Origin of the sequence: Prevotella bivia DSM 20514, from assembly GCF_000262545.1 — a bacterium.
Lineage (GTDB): Bacteria > Bacteroidota > Bacteroidia > Bacteroidales > Bacteroidaceae > Prevotella > Prevotella bivia.
Window position 1 is genome coordinate 673,248 of the sequence record NZ_JH660660.1, and the last position, 19,999, is coordinate 693,246.

Annotated in this window: 17 protein-coding genes and 1 tRNA gene; 3 read left to right on the forward strand and 15 right to left on the reverse strand. The window is 39.9% G+C overall.

Annotated elements, in window-relative coordinates:
• Positions 1-20: 20 nt before the first annotated feature.
• From PREBIDRAFT_RS05180 to PREBIDRAFT_RS05190, 3 genes are all read left to right on the forward strand, one after another.
• Positions 21-1,226, forward strand: coding sequence for an acetate/propionate family kinase (locus PREBIDRAFT_RS05180; RefSeq protein ID WP_004338171.1), 1,206 nt, complete (start codon positions 21-23; stop codon positions 1,224-1,226).
• A gap of 118 nt (positions 1,227-1,344) precedes the next feature.
• Positions 1,345-1,665 (forward strand): metal-sulfur cluster assembly factor, encoded by a 321-nt coding sequence (locus tag PREBIDRAFT_RS05185; protein ID WP_004338172.1) that lies wholly within the window; start codon positions 1,345-1,347, stop codon positions 1,663-1,665.
• Positions 1,666-1,671: 6 nt separating this feature from the next.
• On the forward strand, positions 1,672-2,436 hold the full coding sequence (locus PREBIDRAFT_RS05190) for a UDP-2,3-diacylglucosamine diphosphatase (protein ID WP_004338173.1): 765 nt from the start codon (positions 1,672-1,674) through the stop codon (positions 2,434-2,436).
• Between the two features lie 58 nt (positions 2,437-2,494).
• Here the strand turns inward: PREBIDRAFT_RS05190 and PREBIDRAFT_RS05195 are convergent, their stop codons facing one another.
• The 15 genes from PREBIDRAFT_RS05195 to PREBIDRAFT_RS05270 form a co-directional block, all read right to left on the reverse strand.
• Complete coding sequence (locus PREBIDRAFT_RS05195; RefSeq protein ID WP_004338174.1) at positions 2,495-2,965, reverse strand: RNase H family protein; 471 nt, start codon at positions 2,963-2,965, stop codon at positions 2,495-2,497.
• 119 nt (positions 2,966-3,084) lie between these two features.
• The gene (gene argS, locus PREBIDRAFT_RS05200) at positions 3,085-4,905 is read right to left on the reverse strand and encodes an arginine--tRNA ligase (RefSeq protein ID WP_004338175.1); all 1,821 of its coding nucleotides are present in this window, start codon (positions 4,903-4,905) and stop codon (positions 3,085-3,087) included.
• Positions 4,906-5,817: 912 nt separating this feature from the next.
• Positions 5,818-7,062, reverse strand: coding sequence for an imidazolonepropionase (gene hutI / locus PREBIDRAFT_RS05210; RefSeq protein WP_004338177.1), 1,245 nt, complete (start codon positions 7,060-7,062; stop codon positions 5,818-5,820).
• Complete coding sequence (gene hutH, locus PREBIDRAFT_RS05215; protein WP_004338178.1) at positions 7,062-8,537, reverse strand: histidine ammonia-lyase; 1,476 nt, start codon at positions 8,535-8,537, stop codon at positions 7,062-7,064. Before hutH ends, hutI begins: the two co-directional genes overlap by 1 nt.
• An 86-nt stretch (positions 8,538-8,623) precedes the next feature.
• Positions 8,624-10,621 carry a urocanate hydratase gene (locus PREBIDRAFT_RS05220; protein WP_004338179.1) on the reverse strand — a complete coding sequence of 666 codons (1,998 nt, stop codon included), beginning with the start codon at positions 10,619-10,621 and terminating at the stop codon, positions 8,624-8,626.
• 88 nt (positions 10,622-10,709) lie between these two features.
• Entirely contained in the window at positions 10,710-12,413 is a 1,704-nt protein-coding gene (gene ftcD, locus PREBIDRAFT_RS05225) for a glutamate formimidoyltransferase (RefSeq protein ID WP_004338180.1), read from the reverse strand.
• A 340-nt stretch (positions 12,414-12,753) separates the two neighbouring features.
• On the reverse strand, positions 12,754-13,770 hold the full coding sequence (locus PREBIDRAFT_RS05230; protein ID WP_004338181.1) for an inorganic phosphate transporter: 1,017 nt from the start codon (positions 13,768-13,770) through the stop codon (positions 12,754-12,756).
• 4 nt (positions 13,771-13,774) lie between these two features.
• On the reverse strand, positions 13,775-14,422 hold the full coding sequence (locus PREBIDRAFT_RS05235) for a DUF47 domain-containing protein (protein ID WP_004338182.1): 648 nt from the start codon (positions 14,420-14,422) through the stop codon (positions 13,775-13,777).
• 180 nt (positions 14,423-14,602) lie between these two features.
• A tRNA-Arg gene (locus PREBIDRAFT_RS05240) sits at positions 14,603-14,674 on the reverse strand.
• Between the two features lie 41 nt (positions 14,675-14,715).
• The gene (locus PREBIDRAFT_RS05245) at positions 14,716-16,377 is read right to left on the reverse strand and encodes a putative transporter (RefSeq protein WP_004338183.1); all 1,662 of its coding nucleotides are present in this window, start codon (positions 16,375-16,377) and stop codon (positions 14,716-14,718) included.
• A 5-nt stretch (positions 16,378-16,382) separates the two neighbouring features.
• Positions 16,383-16,586 carry a hypothetical protein gene (locus PREBIDRAFT_RS05250; protein WP_004338184.1) on the reverse strand — a complete coding sequence of 68 codons (204 nt, stop codon included), beginning with the start codon at positions 16,584-16,586 and terminating at the stop codon, positions 16,383-16,385.
• A gap of 106 nt (positions 16,587-16,692) precedes the next feature.
• Entirely contained in the window at positions 16,693-16,893 is a 201-nt protein-coding gene (locus PREBIDRAFT_RS11445) for a hypothetical protein (RefSeq protein WP_004338185.1), read from the reverse strand.
• A 353-nt stretch (positions 16,894-17,246) separates the two neighbouring features.
• Positions 17,247-17,780, reverse strand: a complete 534-nt coding sequence (locus tag PREBIDRAFT_RS05260) for a hypothetical protein (protein ID WP_004338187.1) — start codon at positions 17,778-17,780, stop codon at positions 17,247-17,249.
• Positions 17,781-17,974: 194 nt separating this feature from the next.
• Positions 17,975-18,556: a porin family protein gene (locus PREBIDRAFT_RS05265; RefSeq protein WP_004338189.1), complete on the reverse strand. Its 582-nt coding sequence runs from the start codon at positions 18,554-18,556 to the stop codon at positions 17,975-17,977.
• A 101-nt stretch (positions 18,557-18,657) separates the two neighbouring features.
• On the reverse strand, positions 18,658-19,602 hold the full coding sequence (locus tag PREBIDRAFT_RS05270; protein WP_004339412.1) for a DMT family transporter: 945 nt from the start codon (positions 19,600-19,602) through the stop codon (positions 18,658-18,660).
• Between the last annotated feature and the right edge of the window lie 397 nt (positions 19,603-19,999).

Here is a 19,999-nt window from a genome sequence, read left to right on the forward strand (position 1 = left end):
AATATTTAGATAATATAAACATGAATATATTAGTATTAAACTGTGGTAGTAGTTCTATCAAGTACAAGCTATATAATATGGAAGACGAAAGTGTTCTAGCACAAGGTGGTGCTGAGCGTATTGGTCTTGATGAAGCTTTTGTTAAGGTTACTTTGAGTGATGGCAGCAAGAAGAAAATTATGCATGATATGCCTGATCACAAGGAGGGTGTAAAGTTTGTTTTTGAACTATTGCTTGATAAGGAAATCGGTGCTATCAAGAGCTTGGACGAAATAGATGCAGTAGGTCATCGTGTAGTACAAGGTGGCGACTTATTTGAAAAGAGTTGTTTGGTAACAAAGGATGTTGAAGATGGTATTGAGAGATTGATCGATCTAGCTCCTGTTCACAATCTTGGTCATTTGCGTGGTATTCGTGCCGTTGACGCATTGATGCCAAATACTCCACAGGTAACCGTATTCGATAATGCTTTCCATAGCACAATGCCACAGTATGCTTATATGTATGCTGTTCCTTACGAGTTCTACGAGAAGTATCACGTGCGCCGTTATGGTTTCCACGGCACCAGCCACCGCTATGTATCACAGCGTGTTTGCGATATGCTGGGTGTAGATATTAAAGATCAGAAGATCATTACTTGCCATATCGGTAATGGCGCATCTGTTGCAGCTATCAAGGGCGGTAAGGTGATAGATACTTCTATGGGTTTGACACCGCTAGAAGGTTTGATGATGGGTTCTCGTTCTGGTGATATTGATGCTTCTGTTGTTACTTATTTAATGGATAAGACAGGCAAGAAGCCACAGGAGATGGCTGACTTCTTGAATAAAGAGTCGGGGGTACTTGGTATCACTGGTATTAGTTCTGATATGCGCGAGATAGAGAGTGCATACGAAAAGGGCGATGAGCGTGCTACACTAGCTTTGCAGATGTATAACTATCGCATCAAGAAATATATTGGTGCATACGCTGCCGCTATGGGTGGTGTAGATATTATCGTATGGACTGCTGGTGTGGGTGAGAATCAAACATCTACTCGTATGGAAGCATGTTCAGGTTTAGAGTTCCTAGGTGTTAAGATGGATGCTGAACGTAACAATGTTCGCGGTAAGGAAACTATCATTTCTGCAGAAGATTCTAAGGTGAAAGTTGTACTTATTCCTACAGATGAGGAAATTGTTATTGCACGCGATACACAAGAGATTGTAAAGAACTTGAAGAAATAATTAGAAGCCCTCTCTAACTCCCTCTGTAGAGGAGAACTAACTAATACTCTTGCTGTGGTATAAAAGAGTTCTCCCTTACGGGGGGAGTTATAGAGGGCTTTTACATAACAAAGGAATAATGACTCAAGAAGAAAAACTCGCTATTCAGGAGAGAATAATTGATGTTCTCAAAACTGTTTATGATCCAGAGATACCTGTAAACATTTACGATCTTGGTATGATCTATAAGATAGATGTGGATGATAAAGGCAATTTGGATATGGATATGACCTTTACCTCACCTTCGTGTCCTGCTGCTGATTTCATCTTTGAGGATGTCCGCACAAAGGTAGAGAGTGTAGAGGGTATCAAATCTGCGAATATCAACCTTGTTTTTGATCCTATTTGGGATCAAAGTATGATGAGCGAAGAAGCAAAAGTGGAGCTAGGGTTTGATTAAAATTGCATGAAGAATATCTATTTTCTTTCTGATGCACACCTCGGTTCGCTAGCTATACCGCATAAACGGACACAAGAGCGGCGGTTAGTGCGCTTCCTTGATGACATAAAAAATAAGGCGGAAGCTATTTATCTTTTAGGTGATATGTTCGACTTTTGGGACGAATATCGCTATGTTGTACCCAAAGGTTTTACGCGTTTCTTGGGAAAACTATCCGAGATAACCGATAGCGGAGTAGAGGTTCACTTCTTTATTGGTAATCATGATATTTGGACTTACGGCTATTTAGAAGAGGAGTGTGGCGTAATTCTTCACAGAAATCCTATAACGGTAGAACTACATGGTAAGGTATTCTACCTTGCACATGGTGATGGTTTGGGCGATCCCGATCCTAAATTTCAGTTTCTTCGTTGCGTTTTTCATAACCGCTCTTGCCAGCGTTTACTCAATTTCTTCCATCCTTGGTATGGTGTTCAGCTAGGTTTGAAGTGGGCACGCCATAGCCGTATGAAGCGTGTAGATGGCAAAGAAACGCCTTTCTTAGGTGAAGATAAAGAGTATTTAGTGCGTTATTCTAAGGAATATATTGAGCAGCATACCGATATTGATTACTTCCTTTATGGTCATCGCCATATTATGCTCGACCTTAAGCTCAATCATAATGCGCGTATGCTTATCCTTGGCGATTGGATACGGCTGTTTTCTTACGCAGTGTTCGATGGTGAGCATTTGTTCTTAGAGCAATATATTGAAGGGGATACAAAACTCTAAAAGTAGCAGTTTTGTATCCCCTTTTTTTTGTTATAACTTTCTCTTAAAGCCTTAATACTTATTTCTTTCGACCAAAGTCGGCAGGAATTTCACCCCATTGGCTTGTTTCCCACTTTATAATCGGTATGTTAAAAATATGTGTTCTGAGCCAAAACTCAGCACGCTCTATCATGCTAAAGGCTTGCTCTGTTGCTGGTTCACGCTCTAAACTTGTTTTACACTTCTTCTTATTTACCCAAAGAATAGCGTTATAAGAATCGCTATAGATTGCCTTATCCTTTATGCCTTGTTTCTCCATTAAGGCTAGCGCATGCACAATAGCAAGAAACTCACCGATGTTATTCGTACCTTTTATTGGTCCAAAGTGGAAGAGTTGTTGCCCTGTAGTAAGGTCAACACCACGATATTCCATCTTGCCAGGATTGCCAGAACAGGCTGCATCTACAGCCCACGCATTAGCTTTCACCTCCATTGGAAGCGAAAGAACAGTATCGTGGCGATAGTATGGTGGGTTCTGAATAGAATTCATAAGATTAATGCTTTTGCAGTTGTTAGTATAGCAACTTGGCTTAAAAAATATAATCCTTCAACTTTCCTATTACTAAATATAGGAGGAAAGTTTGAAGGATTATTCTTTTCTTGATCGCACTACATACGCTCTGGTACCTCAATACCGAGCAATGCCATACCGTTCTTGATTACCTTAGCAACGTTCTTGGCTATCACTAAGCGAGTAATCTTCTCGGCTTCAGTGTCAGCTCCGAGGATACTATAGTCGTGATAGAACTGGTTGAACTGCTTAGTTAGTTCGTAGCAGTAGTTGGCAATACCACTAGGACTATAGTCGATACCTGCTTGTGCAACAGCAGCACCAAAATCGTTCAACTTCTGAACTAATTCAATTTCCTTCTCGTTGAGTGGTGCATCGTCAGCCAACAGTGTTGGTAAAACAATGTTCTGTGCCTCTGCTTTACGCAAGATACTGCGGATACGTGCGTATGTATATTGAATAAAAGGACCTGTGTTACCATTAAAGTCGATCGACTCCTCTGGGTTGAACAACATATTTTTACGAGCGTCCACCTTTAAGATGAAATATTTCAAAGCACCCATTCCCACAATACGAGCTATTTCGTTCTTCTCTTCCTCAGTAATACCTTCTAGCTTGTTAACCTTATCCTCGCTCAATGTCTTCGCATTCTCAATCATAGAAGCCACTAAGTCGTCGGCATCAACAACAGTTCCCTCGCGGCTCTTCATTTTACCATTAGGCAATTCCACCATACCGTAAGAGAAGTGGACGAGGTCTTTACCCCATCTGAATCCCAAGCGATCGAGCAAAATAGACAATACTTGGAAGTGGTAGTTCTGCTCGTTGCCTACTACGTAAATCATCTTGTCGATAGGATAGTCGGCAAAACGCATTTGTGCAGTACCAATATCTTGTGTCATATAAACAGAAGTTCCATCAGCACGAAGCAATAGCTTTTGGTCTAAGCCTTCATCAGTGAGATCAGCCCATACAGAATTGTCGTCCTTACGAATAAAGAGACCTTTCTCTAAGCCCTCCTCTACCTTCTTCTTACCAACAAGATAAGTATTGCTCTCATAGTAGATCTTGTCGAAGCTCACACCGAGTGCCTTGTAAGTTTCATCGAAACCAGCATATACCCAACTGTTCATCTTTTCCCAAAGCGCACGCACATCAGGATCGTTAGCTTCCCATTTTACAAGCATATCGTGAGCTTCTTGCATCAGTGGCGATTCCTTTTCAGCCTTAGCCTTAGCCTCGTCTTCAGACAAGCCCTCTGCCATAAACTTATCAGTCATCTCCTTTAGCTCTGCACGATAATGTTTATCGAAAGCCACATAGAAGTCGCCTATCAAGTGGTCTCCCTTCTTGCCAGCCTTCTCTGGAGTAATACCTTCGCCCCACTTTTGCCAAGCTAACATAGATTTGCAAATGTGGATACCACGATCGTTTACAATATTGGTTTTCACTACTTTGTATCCGTTTGCTTCCATGATTTGAGAAAGCGACCAACCAAGCAAGTTGTTACGAACGTGTCCTAAGTGGAGAGGTTTATTGGTGTTAGGTGAAGAGTATTCCACCATTGCTAGCGGACTATTATCAGTTACAGCCTTTTCGCCAAAATGCTCATCAGTATTGATATCATTGAGCAAACCTACCCATGCAGCAGGTGCTATCACAAGATTTAAGAAGCCCTTCACTACGTTGTAAGCAGCAATAGCCCTGCAGTTTTCTACAAGATACTTACCAATTTCTTCGCCTGTTTGCTCTGGATTTTTCTTCGATGTCTTTAGCAGTGGGAAGGTTACAAGGGTGAGGTTACCTTCAAAGTTCGCACGAGTTTTCTGCAATTGCACCATGCTTTCTGGCACTTCAGTTCCGTACAATTCCTTGATAGCTGCTAAAGCAGCGGCTGTTATCTGATCTTCTATCTTCATCTTTGTATATTTATTATCTTTTAAACTGCAAAGTTACAGAAAATCAACCAAATATAAAAGCGGAAGCATTCTTTTTGTAAATGCTTTCACTTTACATAGAATAAGTTTGCTATATTTATTAAATTTCATCAATAAGTTATTTTTTTGAGTACTTAGAAACAAAATGATAAACAGCCCAAATAGCAAAAATAATTAGCATTGTTATAGGCAAATTGGGTTTAAAATCATTTGCTAATAAAGTCAAAATAACTCCTATTATATATAAGATTAAGATAACAATGAGTTTCATCATATTTTCTGTTATAAATGATAGGTAAATATACACATAAAGAGTATTTCTAAAATACATAAACCTTGTTAGATAGTGTAATATAACAATATTTATACAATAGCCTATTGTAGGGTAACAGAAAACATTTAACCTATAGGTCATTTTGCAGGATAAATATTGTGTAACTAATTGTAAATGTTATCTTTATATCATTCAAGCTGTCATATTCAACAATATGTGCAACTTTTTTGTCATATAAATATTAATTAATTCAACCAACGAGTTATCTGTAAATTTATTTTCTTACATTAAAATTAATATACACGTAAAATAAGCTCTATGTAACTTCTTATATAATAAGGTGTTATGACTTGATTTTTAAAAGGTAACCTTTTACTCTGTGAAAGGTCATCTTTTACTCCACTAAAGGTTACCTTTTACCATGTAAAACATGACCTTTTACGCTGTAATAGATCACGTATTACTTTCTTGTTAAATATTTTCGCAATATAAATGCAACAGATTACTAGAAGCCTATAAGAAGAATTAGGAATAAAAACATACTAAAAAAGTGGTTACTAAACGAAATTATAGCTCGTTTAGTAACCACCTTATTATATTGTATTGCCTTTTCTCGTAATCTACTCCCCAACGTATTCTTCGCCACGAAGGAATACACGACGAATAATAGGTGTAGTGTAAGCATAAGGAATAAAGTCGATTGAAGGAATAGGATCAGTGATGTAAAAATTGGCTACTTTGCCTACTGCTAGTGATCCATAATCCTCACTCAGTCCCATAGCACAAGCCGAGTTAATGGTTGCAGCATTGATAGCCTCAGCAGGCATCAGTCGCATCTTAATGCAAGCTAGCGAAACCGCAAACTTCATATCGCCAGATGGTGTTGAGCCGGGATTGTAATCGGAAGCTATCGCCATAGCCAACCCCGCATCAATCATCTTTCGTCCTGGTGCAAAAGGCATATTTAAGAAGAAAGAAGTGCCGGGTAAGGCAGTAGGCATAGTGTCGGAATGCTTCAAAAGATCAATATCATGGTCGTCCATCGCTTCAAGATGATCCACCGACAAAGCATTACATTCCACAGCAACCTCTACTCCACCCGATACTGCAAGTTCCTCACCATGTATCTTACCACGTAAGCCATACTTAGCACCTGCTTGTAGCAAGCGGCGCGTTTCGTCAGCAGTGAAGAAACCTTCATCACAAAATACATCTATAAAATCGGCTAGATTTTCTTTTGCTATCGCTGGCAACATATCATTGATGATATGATCTACATACTCGCTTTGTCGCCCTGCATACGCACGTCCTACGGCATGAGCTCCAAGGAAATTGGATACCACCTTCAAAGGAGTAGTTTCTTTAATGCGGCGTATAACACGCAACATCTTCAACTCGTCCTCTAAGTTTAGCCCGTATCCACTCTTAATCTCTATCGCTCCCGTACCCTTACGAATGACTTCATCTACGCGCTTCATAGCTTGCGCATAGAGTTCGTCTTCAGAAAGCTCGTGTAAACGATCGGCAGAATTAAGGATACCACCGCCTCGCTTAGCTATTTCTGCATAGCTCAATCCACGTATTTTATCTACGAACTCACCTTCTCTACTACCAGCATAGACAATATGCGTATGCGAGTCGCAGAAAGAGGGCAAGACTGCACCGCCTTGTGCATCAACCACTAGCACATCTTCCTCTACCTTTGGCAAAGCCTCACTTCTTCCGTAAGCGGCTACTCTACCATTTTCTACATAGAGATAAGCATTTTCTAGCGTATAGAGTTGCGACATTTCAGCACCTCGCAAGCATCGTTTATCATGCCCAATGCCTGCAAGGATACCTATATTTGTGATTAATAACTTCATTATTTACGAAGGAAATCTACTGATTTTGCAATATGTGGTGCCATAAACTGGTCGTCCTCTACGAAAGGAACTTCCTTACGATAAGCCTCAAAGATAGCTTCGATAGCTGGAGACGATTTTAATGGGCGACGGAACTGAAGTGCTTGTGCAGCATTGAAAAGCTCAATAGCAAGCACACGCTCTGTGTTCAATACCACTTGATATAACTTAGTAGCTGCATTAGCACCCATACTTACGTGGTCTTCCTGACCTTGAGAAGAAGGAATACTATCGGCAGAAGCAGGTGTGCAATACATCTTACTCTGACTTACGATAGAAGCTGCTGTATATTGTGGGATCATAAAACCACTGTTCACACCAGGATTAGCCACTAAGAAGCTTGGAAGATTACGCGTTCCCGAAACTAGTTTGTATATACGACGTTCAGAAATGTTACTCAATTCGCAAAGCGCAATAGCTAGAAAATCCATTGGTTGAGCAATAGGTTCACCATGAAAGTTACCTGCCGAGATAACCAAATCTTCATCTGGACATACAGTTGGGTTATCTGTTGCAGCATTTACCTCTATATCAATCACCGACTTCACATATCGAATAGTATCTTTTGAAGCACCATGTACCTGTGGCATACAGCGGAAAGAGTATGGATCTTGTACGTTTACTTTTGGTTGTTTGATAAGTTCGCTACCCTCTAACAACTCACGAATATGCGCAGCGGTCTCTATTTGTCCTTGATGAGGACGTACAGCATGAACAGCGTGTGTGAATGGTTCGATACGACCATCGTAAGCTTCCAAAGACATCGTACCGATCTTATCAGCCCAATCGCTCAAACGTTCAGCCTGAAGCATACACCAAACAGCAAAAGCATTCATATTTTGGGTGCCATTAAGCAAAGCCAAACCTTCCTTAGAAACAAGCTGTATAGGTTGCCAATTCATCTTTTGCAACATCTCTTCTCCTGAGATTACTTCACCGTCCATCTCAACAGCTCCAATGCCTAATAGTGGCAAACAAAGATGTGCCAATGGTACTAGGTCGCCAGAAGCACCCAATGATCCTTGCATATATACCACTGGATAGATGTCGTTATTGAAGAAGTCGATCAAGCGTTCTACGGTTACCAACTGACAACCAGAGAAACCATAGCTTAAAGATTGGATCTTTAGCAACAACATGATCTTAACAATTTCGTTAGGAACTCTATCACCCACACCACAAGCATGAGACATCATCAAGTTCTTTTGCAAATCAGATAACTGCTGTTTGTCGATAGAAATCTTACACAACGACCCGAAACCTGTAGTAACACCATAAATAGGTTTATCGGAAGTTTCGATTTTCTTATCCAAATACTCACGACAACGAACAATGCGATTACGAGCATCGTCAGACAATTCTAGCTTTATATTATTCTTGATAATTTCGCCAATACGTTCTATAGAAAGATGATCAGCACTAATTTTATGTTTCATAATTATATTTTTAAGTCAACACTGACTAGTAAAGATCACAGACTGAGTTTCCTAAACGAAACTCAGTCTGTGGAAGAAATGTTGTTTTATTTATAAGCTTCGTTGATAATATCGTCATCAACAAAGTTTGGTAATGTTACATGAAGATCGGGAGTGCGCTCCATTTCGCGTTTGATAGCATCTACAGAACCTTCGTTACGAGCCCAACTACGACGAGAGATACCATTATTAACGTCCCATAAGAGCATCTGGCGGATGTGGCGTTCAGCGTCTTCACCGCCATCTATCACCATACCGAAGCCTCCATTGATCACTTCGCCCCAACCTACTCCACCACCGTTGTGGATAGATACCCATGTGGCACCACGGAAAGAATCACCAATAACATTCTGAATAGCCATATCGGCACAGAACTGTGATCCATCGTAGATATTACTGGTTTCACGGTAAGGAGAGTCAGTTCCCGATACATCATGGTGGTCGCGACCCAACACTACAGGGCGGCTTATTTCACCGCGCTTAATAGCTTCATTGAAAGCTAAAGCGATCTTTGTACGACCTTCTGAATCGGCATAGAGGATACGTGCTTGCGAACCTACTACAAGTTTGTTCTTTCCTGCTTCTTTGATCCAATGAATGTTATCGTCTAACTGACCGATAATATCAGGGGTAGAGGTCTTGCGCAATTCTTCTAATACTTCAGTAGCTATACGGTCGGTAGTCTCCAAATCTTTAGGATTGCCTGAACTACATACCCAACGGAAAGGACCGAAGCCATAATCGAAGAACATTGGTCCCATAATATCTTGTACGTAGGAAGGATAGCGGAACTTGCCATCAGCATTCATAATATCAGCACCTGCACGGCTCGACTCTAAAAGGAAGGCGTTACCATAGTCGAAGAAGTACATACCATTGGCGGTCAACTTATTAATAGCTGCTACCTGACGGCGCAAAGATGCTTGTACTTTTTCCTTAAATTTTTCTGGCTCTTCAGCCATCATACGCTTGCTTTCTTCCAACGAAATGCCAACAGGATAATAACCACCAGCCCATGGGTTATGAAGCGATGTTTGGTCAGAACCAAGATCAACGTGGATATTATCTTCTGCTAAACGCTCCCAAAGATCTACTACGTTGCCTACGTATGCCATTGATACGACACGCTTTTCATCAACAGCTTTGCGAATAGCAGGGATCAATTCGTCAAGACTTTCATGCAATTCGTCTACCCAACCTTGATCGTAACGTTTGCGCGCTGCTAAAGGATTGATCTCGGCAGTAACACTAACAACTCCTGCAATGTTACCAGCTTTTGGTTGAGCCCCCGACATACCTCCAAGACCTGCTGTTACAAATAGCTTCATATTGTTGCCACCTACCTTGCGAGCAGCATTCAATACGGTAATAGTTGTACCATGAACAATGCCTTGTGGACCGATATACATATACGATCCGGCTGTCATTTGTCCGTATTGGCTCACGCCTAATGCATTGAAACGCTCCCAATCGTCAGGCTTTGAATAGTTAGGAATTACCATACCATTGGTTACTACAACACGAGGCGCATTCTTATGAGAAGGGAAAAGCCCAAGAGGATGACCTGAATACATAACAAGCGTTTGTTCATCGGTCATCTCGCTTAAGTACTTCATCACCAAACGATATTGTGCCCAGTTCTGGAATACAGCACCATTACCACCGTATGTTATTAATTCGTGAGGATGCTGTGCAACCGCCTTATCAAGGTTGTTTTGTATCATCATCATGATAGCAGCAGCCTGCTGAGAGCGATGGGGATATTCGTCGATAGGACGAGCATACATTTCGTAAGTTGGACGGAAACGGTACATATAGATACGTCCGTAGGTTTCCAACTCATCAGCAAACTCTGGCGCAAGCGTAGCATGGAATTTCTTAGGGAAATAACGTAACGCATTGCGAAGAGCCAACTTCTTTTCTTCTACAGAGAGAATGTCTTTACGCTTAGGTGCATGATTAATACTTTTATCGTATGCCTGTGGCTGTGGTAACACTTCAGGTATGCCTGCACGAATATCTGCAATAAATTCTTCTTTTGTCATCTTTGCTGTTTAGGTTTTTATTGTATATGAAAAAAGAAGTTAGAGATGGCTGAAAACAAGCCTTCTCTAACTTCTTGTTACTTTATTCTTATATTTTTGCTTCTACAATCTTCATAATTTCAGCTTCAGCATCATTTGCTTTTTGGATAAGTTCGTTAGCTTCTGCTACAAGTTTATCAGCCGTTTCACGATCTTTAAGCCCTGAAGCATTGATCTTCACGTTCAAGCCTGCACCCAATACTGCTGCACGTGCTGCTAGAATACCTACGCCAGCATCAGAGACGCTGTTAGGATTGCCTTCTTCTGCCATTGCTTTACAAAGTTCAAACACTTTGAAAGATGCCTGCATTGTATGCAAAGGCACTTGGGTAGCAAATAATGTTGCTTCTTGGATAGCTGCCGAACGAAGCGCCTTTTCTTCGTCTGTCCCCTTTGGCAAACCAAACGCATCCATAATACGATTGAAGGCTTCAGTATCTTCATCAACAAGCACTAATAGTTCGGCTTGTATCTGCTGACCCTTATCAGCCCAATTGCTAAACTCTTCCCAACGAGCATCCCAACCAGCCTTATGGCTAGACAAGTTAGCAACCATTGTACCAAGAGCAGCACCTAATGCACCCATATAAGCAGCAATAGTACCACCACCGGGAGCTGGCGACTCGCGTGAAGTTTCTTCAGAGAAGTCCTTTACTGTAAGATCAATGAGCTTTGCACGCTTATCGTCGTCTTCCAAAAGATACTCTATTACTTTCTCACGTGGGTTAAAAGCTTTCAAATCGTCTAAGCCCATTGACTTGATAGCAATCTGTAAGATGTCGGCTTCTGGTATACCCGTTGAGCGGTTTTGCTTCTTTAAAAAGTACTTACCAGCATCTATCAAAGTGCGCTTAGGTACTAAACCCACAATCTCTGTACCAGTTACACGGATACCACGATTTTGTGCGCAACGACATACTTCGTCGAAAGCTATATGAAGTGGAGTAACATTAATATCGGTAATATTCATTGAAACTTGCGCAATGCCATATTCATCAATATACCATCCAATAGCCTTTGTTCCCTTCAAGGTGCCAGGTATCATAATGTTTTTACCATTCTCGTCTTTCATGATTTTACCAACTGGCGAACCACCTTCACGCTGTGGACGACCCTTCTCGCGTACATCAAATGCAATAGCGTTAGCACGACGAGTAGAAGTAGTATTTAAGTTGAAGTTGGTTGCAACCAAGAAGTCGCGTGCTCCAACAGCCGTACAACCAGTGCGTGCCACTCCTTCATCCCATGGACGTGCGCCAAAGTCGGGAGCTTCTTTCTCCACTGTCATTCTTTCTTGCAGCCCCTCATATTCGCCCTTACGGCAAATAGCAAGATTTTTACGCTCTGGAGTGCGTGCAGCAGCTTCATAGCAATAGCAAGGCACTGACAATTCGGTAGCAATACGTTCTGCCAAGGTACGCGCCAATGCTGCACATTCCGCAAGCGTAATGCCAGCAACAGGGATCAAAGGACATACGTCAGTGGCACCCATACGTGGATGTGCACCATGATGTTGGCGCATATCAATAAGCTGCGCTGCCTTCTTTACACAACGAAAAGCGGCTTCAACAACAACCTCTGGACTTCCTACAAAGGTAATAACTGTGCGGTTAGTAGCTTCACCGGGATCAACATCAAGGAGTTTTACACCCTTAATAGCTTCAATTTCGTCTGTAACCTGCTTAATAATCTCTTTGTTACGTCCTTCACTAATGTTAGGTACGCACTCAACGATTTTCTTTTCTTGGATCATTTTATGTCGTTATTAAATTTAGGCTTCTGTTAGTTGTTGTAAAATTAAAAATTTGTAGTTATATGATAAAGTTATTCGTGTTAAACAATATAAAATAAGTGATTTATACACTATTTATTCTGGTTATTACATAAAAAAATCCTATTCAATAAATAACTACATCACTTAAAAGTTAGTGTAGTCTCCTCTTCTACAACATTGCTAATGCAGGTATCATATAAAAGAGACAACGTTTTCTGTAGAAAAGATTAGTATTTTTAGCCCAATAGTTTTTAAAAACAAGAATGGCAGATAACTCAAGATGTGGTTATCTGCCATTTTAGCTGTCTATTTTGTTTGCTTAAATGAAGAATTTCGTAATGCCATAAATGATTGCTCCGAGCAATGCGCTCACAGGGATTGTAAGTACCCACGCAGCCATTAAGTTTTTCATAACACCCCATCTTACTGCTGAAAGACGCTTAGTAGCACCTACACCCATTACCGAACCAGCAATGGTATGTGTCGTACTTACAGGGATCTTAAAGATTTCTGTGATGTAAAGTGTGATAGCACCCGCTGTTTCCGATATAAAACCTTCGTAAGGAGTAACCTTCGTAATCTTCGTTCCCATAGTCTTTACAATGCGCCAACCACCCGACATTGTTCCGATAGAAATGGCTGCAAAGCAAGAAAAAGCTACCCAATCAGGAATATCGCTTACCGACTTAATCCCCATACCAATACCTAATGGATGGGCTGCTACCATAGCAGCAGCGATGATACCCATTACTTTTTGCGAGTCGTTCATACCATGACCAATACTAAATAGTGCTGAAGAAAGCAACTGCAAACGCTTAAACCACATACTAGCTTTAGTGTGAGGCACATGCTTAAAGCCATAAGAAACGATGAGTGAGAAAACGAAGGCGATGAACATACCTACCAAAGGAGCTAGGAAGATGAAAGCAGCTATCTTTAAAATAACAGATGCCTGAATGGCTACAAAGCCGTTTGCAGCAATTGCTGCACCAGCAAAACCTCCGATAAGTGTATGAGAAGAGGAAGAAGGTATTCCTTTCCACCATGTTAAAAGGTTCCATGCAATAGCTCCTATCACACCTGCTAAGATAATAGGTAGGGTAATATAATGCTCGTAAACGGTTTTAGAAACAGTGTTAGCAATACCAAATTCGCCTATGATATACTTTGAAATGAAGAAAGCTACAAAGTTGAATAATGCAGCCCATAGCACTGCTTGAAAAGGGGTGAGCACACGTGTGGTAACAATAGTGGATATGGAGTTGGCTGCATCATGGAAACCATTGATGTAATCGAACACCAAGCCCAATACTATAATTGAGATTAGGAGTACCATAGTTTTATGCGTATTTTACGATAATAGTCTTCAATATCTTGCCAACATGCTCTATAGCATCAGTAGTTTTCTCAAGCTCACTTAATAGCTCTTTGGTTTTCATAAGTTCAATAGCATTCTTCTCTTGTGCAAAGACTTCTCTAATAGCCATTTCATATACCTCATCTGCATCATTTTCAAGTGCATGAAGACTATTTACTATTTCCTTCAACGCTTTCTTATCACTGCGCAAAGTAGCAAGCATATTAATACCCTTATCTATTGCTCTCACGCCTGCAATTACAAGATCGCTCAACTTTATAATCGCCGGATGTACCTTATATGGATTGTAAATAGCCATACGTTTTGACGAGCCATTGATATAGTCGACAACATCATCTAAACGGTTAGATAGCTCTGAGATGTCTTCACGATCAAAAGGCGTAATAAAGCACGACTCTAAAGCTTCAAAAATCTGGTTAGCAATTACATCTGCCTCATGCTCTTTATCCTTTATCTTATGAAAATAGTCTAGCCGTTCTTCTTGTGTCTTAGTTTTTAAAGCTTCTCCTAAAAGAGATGCTGCTTCTATACTAATAGCACTAACTTGTTTTAAAAGATCAACAAACTTTGGCTCTTTTGGTGTGAACCTACTTAAAATGGAATTTTGCATATATATAATATATTGTGAAATTATTATTCTTTATTCTGCCGCAAAATTATGGAAAAGGTGTTACAAGGAAGTTACAAATAGTTTAACTATTAATTAAACTTTCGGCTTTCAAATAAGAACTTAAACACGCTAAAATAAAACATCCTAACAAACTAAATGTTTATTAGGATGTTATAACAGTACTCTGACTGGGAATCGAACCCAGATCAAAGGTTTAGGAAACCTACGTTCTATCCATTGAACTATCAGAGCAACAGTATTTGTGAGCTACAAAGGTAGCTATTTTCCTTTTGTCAGACAAAGAACATTACAAGAATTTGAGCTATGATAACACGGATAAACATACCTAGAGGATAAACGGTAGCATAGCTTATATTGCTCGATTCGTCCTTCACCGTATCGTTAGCATAGACTAATGCCATTGGGTTTGCCATTGAACCACAAAGGATACCACAAATAGTACCAAAGTCAAATTTCTTTGTTCGCAATGCAATTGCACCCACTATAATAAGCGGTAACATTGTTATCACAAAGCCAAGACCTATCCAAAGCAAACCTTCAGGACGCACCACCGTGCTCAAGAAATCCTTTCCAGCTTCTAAACCTAAACAAGCCAAATAAAGCGAAAGCCCCAACTTGCGAAGCATAAGAGAAGCACTTCGCGTGGTGTAAGTAACCATTCGGAAACGAGGACCAAAGGCTCCTATCAAAATGCCCATAATAATAGGGCCTCCTGCAATGCCTAAGCGGATAGGTGCATCCATACCAGAAAAAGACAAAGGAATAGTACCTAGCGCAAGACCTAACAACATACCGAAAAGAATACTTGCCACATTAGGCTCGTTGAGCGTCTTTACAGAGTTGCCGAGAAACTTTTCTGCTTGATCAATTGCCTCTGGCTTACCAACTATCGTTAGACGATCGCCATAACGAAGCACAAGATCGCCAGTAGCTAAAAGCTTAATATCGCCACGAAGAACACGACTTACAGTAACGCCGTAAATATCGCGAAGATGCAAACTGCCTAAGTGCTTACCATTCAACACACTGCGAGAAAGCACTATAATACGACTTTCCATCTTTGTGTCAAGGTGGTTCCAATCGACAGCTCCTTTGTTAAGATCGCGCTGAACCATCTTACCAAACATTATTTCCATAGCTTCTTCCTCGTGGTTACCTGTAACAACAAGGATATTATCGTCCTTTTGAAGTACGGTGTTAGGCATGGGATTAACCACCTCTTCGCCACGCCAAATACGTGAAATGATAAACTTTTGATGACTTCCTTGTGCTATAGCCCCTATTGTTTTTCCCACTATAGCAGGATTAGCTACCACAAATTGCCCTACAAAGGTGTGATTATCATTTTCGCCCGACTTCGACTTCATATCTTCTGCCTTTGCAAATACTTTCTTAATAACTATCATAGCAAAAATCACACCTACCACACCCAATGGATAAGTTACTGCCGTGGCTAGTGCTGCACGTGCTCCGCTAACCCCTACATGCTGAAGGGCTTGCTGAGCAGCACCAAGAGCTGGGGTATTAGTCGTAGCTCCACTAAGGATACCCACCATATCCGACATCGGAATATGAAAAGTATAGGTGAGGGCTATCGACAACAGTGTTCCCACCAATATAACTGCTAGCGACCACATATTCAGCCCCATTCCCTCATGGCGTAAAGACCCAAAAAAGTTAGGACCAACATGGAGACCAAGGGTATAAACAAAGAGTACCAAGCCAAAAGTTTCGCAGAATGAGAGCATTTGGGCATCAACACTAAATCCGAAATTACCAACAGCAATACCAACGAAAAACACAAAGGCTACGCCTAGAGAAATACCTGCTACTCGGATCTTACCAAGTGCAAGACCAACAGAACAGATAAGCGAAATAATAATAACACACTGGAGGGCAGTGTGGAAAGAAAACAGCCCATTAATCCAATCCATACGCTCTATACTAAATTTAAATACTGCTCAAGAGAGAGCAGCAAGGCTGAAGCCTTTCTTTTCAAAACAGAGAAATCTTCTTTAACGCTATCGGTAGCTTTTAGAACGGTAAACTTACCGTAATATAAGATATTAGGCAACATCGCTGCTGTTGCTACTTTTTCATATCCTGCCATACCATTAATAAGAAGGATCTGTTTCTTACTCATTTACTTACACTTTTATTGGGTACAAAGGTACAGCAAACCATATAAAAGACAAAATATTTAGCAACTTTTGAACCACCTTGCTACTTGCATTGGTGAAATATTTTTTTTATGCAAGCTTTATCATATCTACCAATTGTAAAAAATATGCTGTCGACCAAATAGCGATTTCGCTTTGATCAAGAACAAACGGCAACACATCGGCTTTCACTTGCTCTATGTTGGTAGATAAGATCTTAGCTTTTAATGTCTCAATAAACTTCCCATAACCCATCTCTATACCATTAAGCTCATATATACGCTCTTGCAAATGGGTATAATCAAGACCTATTCCTTGTCGTACATACCACTCAAAATCATACCAATCACGACCTTTCGCTCTATTTTTCTAATTGCGAAAAGTAAGCGCATGTAGCTTACCAGCAAACAAATCAGGCAAAGTAAAGCATCTTATCATAAAACTAGAGGGGCGTAACAACAGTTTTTGTTCTATTACCCATTTTTACCATCTTCCTATCTAATTCGTTCATAATCCTTCAATCTTTCGGAAACAAATACAGTAAAATTCTGCACAGAAAAGGAAGAAAAAAAAATCCTTTTCTATGCAGAATTTTACTGTTTTAACTATCTTCCTATCATTAAGAAGATAGCTTGTAAGAAAGTTTATTCTACAGTAAATGTAGTTACTTTCATACTATTCTTTTCATTCGTATTATTTGGGTCACCTATAACAATACCATATTCACCTGGCTGCAAATCCTCTAAAAGTAATAAATATGAACTTTTGCCATACTTCTTTGCCTTAAATTCTACACTAGAAAGATTGTTTGTCTCAGTCTTAGACAGCGTACCAGATTCTGCAAGTTGATACCTACGTTCCTTCTTGGTAACATCAAACTTAAAAATACTAATAAAAGAGTTTGGATCTGTTGTATTATCCTTTGCTCTTATAATAAGACGGGTTGTTGCAGCTCCTTTTATGGTGCTAGCAGAATGTACACCAGCCAAAGTTAAGCGCGACTTAACTTTACCAATACCTACAAGATATAAGCTAGCACCTGCTTTGGTTTTTACTGTGCCATTTTCTCGTTTTAAAAGCACTCCCTGACCATTTGAGGTTAGCAAAAGTGTTTCGTCTGCAAACTCTGGTTCTGAAACTGTTACTTGGGCATTAATAGAGATACCGCAAATCAACATCACAAATAATAAAAAAATCTTTTTTATATCCTTATATATAAATAGTTTAAATTAGGTGGTAAAGGTACATAAAATAATTAATAAAAACAAGTCTAAAACTTATTTAATTATCAAATAAAAAGAAACTGCTCATCTCTCAAAAATGATTGAAAAGATGAGCAGCTTATACTTTTGGTTTTATCTATTTCGTAGATTTAAAGATCGAACTTGTAGCCAAGTGTTATATGGAAAACACTGTTCTTATTACTTACCTCGCCTCCCTTAGCAATATTTGTTAATCCCCAATTATAGCGAGCATCAAGCACAAAGTTCTTATATTCGTAAGAAACACCTACAGGGATTGAAAAATCTACAGTATTCACACCATCTTGGGTTCCTGTAACTGACACACCTTCAGCTTCTACTTTAGTCTTGTGGGTTACATTAAAACCTGGCTGAATACCTAGCTTTACTGCCAAACCAGGAGCTACATAAACGTTCGCAAGGATAGGAACATTAATATAATCGAGCTTGAATGTGGTTTTTTCCTTGTCTTCTTCAGACTTAGCTCCTTGCATAGAATACAAAGCACCAGCACTAACAGAGAACATATCGGTAACTTGATACTCTAATTCCGCACCCAAAACGCCACCAATACGACAGTCAGCCTTCGATTTGGTAATATTTGCAATACTCAAACCTACCTTTGGCTGAACAGTAAAAGCTCCTACTGCATGTTGTGCAAATGCAGAAGCCGATGTAATCATCAAAGCTGCTGCCAATAATAACTTCTTCATAATAACATTTAGTTTATAAAAATCTTTTTGTTAAATAATTAATATTGCTGCAAAATTATACAAATTATTTAAAATCACCAAAGATTTAACCAACATTATTTCTATTTATCTTTATTGATAATATAAATACCAAACGTTGCCAGCACTCCTGCTACAACATACTTCCAATAAAACACTTCATTAAGACACAAGCATGAGCTAACAGCACCAATAACGGGGATGAGCGAATTGTAAATGGCAACCTTGCCAACAGGATTGCAACTGATGAGCTTATTATATAAGGTAAAACCCGTAGTAGATATGCCTATCAGGAGCAATAATATTAAAATGCCCCACCCTGTAACTGCTGGCAATGTCCCACCCATCATCAGTCCGGGGACGACAAGCATTGCTCCTCCTAGAGCCAAACTGTAACCTGTACCTACAAAAATATCTATGCGCTTGCCTAATCCTCGTGTTAAAAGCGATGCAAAAGCAGAACAAAGGGCGTTTAACGCTATCATACCATCGCCAAGCCATGAGAAACCAGTATCCGATTGCACGTTACCAACATTCAGCACGGCTATACCTGCAAAACCTACGATACACCCAACTAACTTGTTTCTCGTCATTTTGTCGCTTTTAAAAAAGAGGCATGCAAGGATCACAACAGAAAAAGTACTGAGCGAATTGAGCAATGCGGCACGCGAACCAGCACTATGCGATAAGCCAAAATAGAAGAAGGCATAATGGAGGGTAGTGTTGAGGAGGGCATAACCTAGGATAAATCCATAGTTGGTTTTAGCACGAACAGAAAACGATCGGTGCAGCAGCTTTGCCATAACAAGGATAATAACACCCGAGAGAAAGAAGCGGATACCTGCAAAAAGCATCTTCGAACCCGTCATATCGGGAGTTATCTGAAATGCTGCAAAGCCCAACTTGATAAGCGGATAAGCCCACCCCCACACCAATGCTGCCGTAAGCGCAAAGATAGTTACCCACAATGGGCGTTGAAACATGCTATGGGGTGTTTCCGCTAAAGTTTTTCCTTTTCCAGTCATCATACTCCTTTTACCTTATATATAATAAGGTGCAAAGGTACGGCTTTTATATCATTCATGAGTCCTCCCTCTGCTATCATTTCAGAAAAGATATGCGCTAAATGTTCAAAAAATAAGCTTTCGTAGAGTAATCGTTTACCTCTCGCCCGTCAATAGGCAAGCTTTCACTATAAAAAATAATTTATTTTTGAGTTGTTTTTAATTTATTTTCAACTGAAAAATAAATTAAAAATACCCGCAAAAGATAACCTTTTATCACTAAAAAGGTATTTTTTTACCACAAAAAAGATCATCAACAGATAGAAAAAAGTTATTAAAAACACACTACACCTCTGTTTTTCAGCAGTTTAAGCCACAAGTTACTATGCCCAACATACTGTGTTACTATGTAAAAAATACT